This window comes from Bradyrhizobium sp. SHOUNA76 (assembly GCF_023006445.1).
GTDB lineage: Bacteria > Pseudomonadota > Alphaproteobacteria > Rhizobiales > Xanthobacteraceae > Bradyrhizobium.
This window is the reverse complement of the sequence record NZ_JALBHA010000622.1, coordinates 1-3,243: the sequence shown is the minus strand read 5'-3', so window position 1 is coordinate 3,243 and position 3,243 is coordinate 1. Positions and strand designations below refer to the sequence as shown.

Sequence of the window (3,243 nt, the reverse complement as noted above, 5' to 3'; positions counted from 1 at the left end):
GGATGCGCGACGAACGGCGCCGCCGCGTGCAGCAGCGGCGCGAACTCGGCGATCAGCGGCTCGCTCAGCATCTCGCAATGGCGCGTCAGCGCGCCGATGCGCAAGGTATCGCTTTCGCGCCTGACGCCGCGCAGCTCGTCAATATGGGTGATGTCGATCAGCAGCCGCGGCGCCTGCAGTCGCAGCGACAGCGCCGGCACCAGGCTCTGGCCGCCGGCGATGAAACGCGCATCGTCCGCGGCGCGCGCATGAGCGTCCAGCGCCTGGTCAATCGTCGCAGCCCGAAAATAGCTGAAAGCCCGCGCCTTCACTGCCGTTTCCTCGATATCCATCGGCTCATCAGCCGGGACGCCAGATTTGTAACCATCTGGTCTCAAAATCCTGACACGCCTCCCGGGGGCGGTCAACAGGAAATGACCATTTGGTCACAAATGCACCTTGGGCTATGAAGGCAGCGATACGTTGATTCAGCGACGAAATGGCCCGAAAAGCGCAGAGAACGGCGAAGCGACCGATCCGGAAGCGGACCGAGACAGGCAGCAAGTCTGCGCCAAAGCGCCGCAACATGCGCGCGGCCGACCGCGAGCGCGCGATCGTGGACGAGGCGATCCGCTTCTTCGCCGAGCGCGGCTTCGAGGGCCAGACCCGCGAGCTCGCCAAGCGCATGGGCATCACGCATTCGGCGATCTATCGCCACTTCCCGAGCAAGGAGGCGCTGATCGAGCGGGTCTACCAGGAGGTCTATCTCAGCCGCTGGTCGCCCGATTGGGGGCCGATGATCCGCGATCGTTCGTTGTCACTCGAAGCGAGGCTGACGCGCTTCTATCTCGACTATGTCGAACGCGTGTTCGAGTACAATTGGGTACGGATCTTCGTGTTCTCCGGCATGAAGTCGTTCGGCATCACCAGCCGCTATCTCGACATCGTCAGGCGCGAGATCATCGAGCCCGCGGCCGCCGAGCTGCGCCACGAGCTGAAGCTGCCCGACGCTAAGGCTCACTCATTGAGTGAACGCGAGACCGAGCTGTTCTGGGGCCTGCACGGCCGCATCTTCTATCTGGCCATCCGAAAATTCATCTACGAGACGCCGATCCCGCCCGATCTCGACGCCATCGTCCGCGACGCCGTCCAGACTTTTATGGACGGCGCGAAGACGACGATGCCGAAGCTGCTGGCGCGTGAATAGGTGGTCGAGCCCTACCACGCTGAAGGTGCGCTCCCTCTCCCGCTTGCGGGGGAGGGCTGGGGTGGGCGTGTCTCCGCACTGAACACTCCCAATGCTGCACGAGCCCCCACCCGGCGCTCCGCGCCGACCTCCCCCGCAAGCGGGAGAGATTAATCGAGCCCGCGGCTAGGTTTGGCCTCCACAAGAGTCATCGTGCTCGAAACGTCCAACGCGCTACTTCGCAAGGCTCGGCAGATCGAGCCCCTTGTCACGGGCGCAGTCGATCGCGGCCTCATAGCCCGCGTCGGCATGGCGCATGACGCCGGTGGCGGGATCGTTCCAGAGCACGCGCTCGATCCGCTTGGCGGCTTCCGGCGTGCCGTCGGCGACGATCACCATGCCGGCGTGCTGGGAATAGCCGATGCCGACGCCGCCGCCGTGATGCAGCGACACCCAGGTCGCACCGCTCGCACAATTGAGCAGCGCGTTCAGCAGCGGCCAGTCGGACACCGCGTCCGATCCGTCCTTCATCGCCTCGGTCTCGCGGTTGGGGCTCGCCACCGAGCCGCTGTCGAGATGATCGCGGCCGATCACGATTGGCGCCTTCAATTCGCCGCGCGCCACCATCTCGTTGAAGGCAAGGCCGAGGCGATGGCGATCGCCGAGGCCGACCCAGCAGATCCGCGCCGGCAGCCCCTGGAATTTGATGCGCGCCTTCGCCATGTCGAGCCAGTTGTGCAGATGCTTGTCATTGGGCATCAGCTCCATGACCTTGGCGTCGGTCTTGAAGATGTCCTCGGGATCGCCCGACAGCGCGGCCCAGCGGAACGGCCCGACGCCGCGGCAGAACAGAGGGCGGATATAGGCGGGAACGAAGCCGGGGAAATCGAAGGCATTCTTCAGGCCCATGTCCTGCGCCATCTGGCGGATGTTGTTGCCGTAGTCGAGCGTCGGAATGCCCTGTGCGTGGAAGTCCAGCATGGCGTGGACGTGCTCGACCATCGAGGTCTTCGAGGCGCGCTCGACCGCCTTCGGATCGGAGCCGCGCTTGGCTTCCCACTCGGCGAGCGTCCAACCCTTCGGCAAGTATCCGTTGACCGGATCGTGCGCGCTGGTCTGGTCGGTGACGACGTCGGGCTTGACGCCACGGCGCACCAGCTCGGGAAAAACCTCCGCGGCGTTGCCGAGCAGGCCGACCGAAATCGCCCGCTTCGTCTTCGTGGCGTCCGCCATGATCGCCAGCGCTTCGTCGAGCGTTGCGGCCTGTCGATCGAGATAGCCGGTACGCAGCCGCATCTCGATGCGGCTCGGCTGGCATTCGACGGCGAGCATCGACGCGCCGGCCATGGTCGCGGCCAGCGGCTGCGCACCGCCCATGCCGCCGAGACCTGCGGTGAGGATCCATCTGCCGGCGAGGCTGCCGCCATAATGGCGACGACCGACTTCGACGAAGGTCTCGTAGGTGCCCTGCACGATGCCCTGGCTGCCGATATAGATCCAGGAACCCGCCGTCATCTGGCCGTACATCATCAGGCCCTTGCGATCGAGCTCGTTGAAATGATCGAGCGTCGCCCAATGCGGCACGATGTTGGAGTTCGCGATCAGCACGCGCGGGGCATCGGCATGGGTGCGGAACACGCCGACCGGCTTGCCGGACTGGACCAGCAGCGTCTGGTCACCTTCGAGCTTGCGCAAGGCCGCAACGATCCGGTCGAAGCTCTCCCAGTCGCGTGCAGCGCGTCCGATGCCGCCATAGACGACGAGCTCGCTGGGGCGCTCCGCGACGTCAGGATCGAGGTTGTTCATCAGCATGCGCAACGGCGCCTCGGTCAGCCAGCTCTTGGCGCTGATGTCGCTGCCGCGGGGGGCGCGGATGGTGCGGTCATTGTCCAGTCGACGGTTCATGCGGACCTCTCAATCAAGTCTCGGAAACGGATCGGATGGAAGCGCGGCGATCGCGATCGCCGGCAACGCGTCGGCTTCGATCAGCGCAGCCGCCTTGGCGAGATCGCCGGCCATGTAGCGGTCGGCGCCGAGTGCAGGGACCTGATCGCGCAACGCGGCGATGACGGCGGCGA

The 3,243-nt window shown here is 65.5% G+C and carries 3 protein-coding genes and 1 pseudogene; 1 reads left to right on the top strand and 3 read right to left on the bottom strand.

Going from position 1 to position 3,243, the window contains the following annotated elements:
- On the bottom strand, nucleotides 1-311 hold a 311-nt coding region (locus MOV74_RS34540), incomplete at its 3' end, for a xanthine dehydrogenase family protein subunit M (protein WP_246931441.1).
- Between the two features lie 254 nt (nucleotides 312-565).
- Between MOV74_RS34540 and MOV74_RS34535 the strand changes: the two genes are divergently transcribed.
- A complete protein-coding gene (locus MOV74_RS34535) occupies nucleotides 566-1,186 on the top strand; it encodes a TetR/AcrR family transcriptional regulator (protein ID WP_246931440.1) in 621 nt (206 codons plus the stop codon).
- 213 nt (nucleotides 1,187-1,399) lie between these two features.
- On the opposite strand, the gene hutU is transcribed toward MOV74_RS34535, so the two are convergent.
- Both hutU and MOV74_RS34525 read right to left on the bottom strand, forming a co-directional pair.
- A complete protein-coding gene (hutU, locus tag MOV74_RS34530) occupies nucleotides 1,400-3,070 on the bottom strand; it encodes a urocanate hydratase (RefSeq protein WP_246931439.1) in 1,671 nt (556 codons plus the stop codon).
- Between the two features lie 9 nt (nucleotides 3,071-3,079).
- Nucleotides 3,080-3,243 (bottom strand): annotated as a pseudogene (locus tag MOV74_RS34525) (histidine ammonia-lyase); the annotation flags it as partial.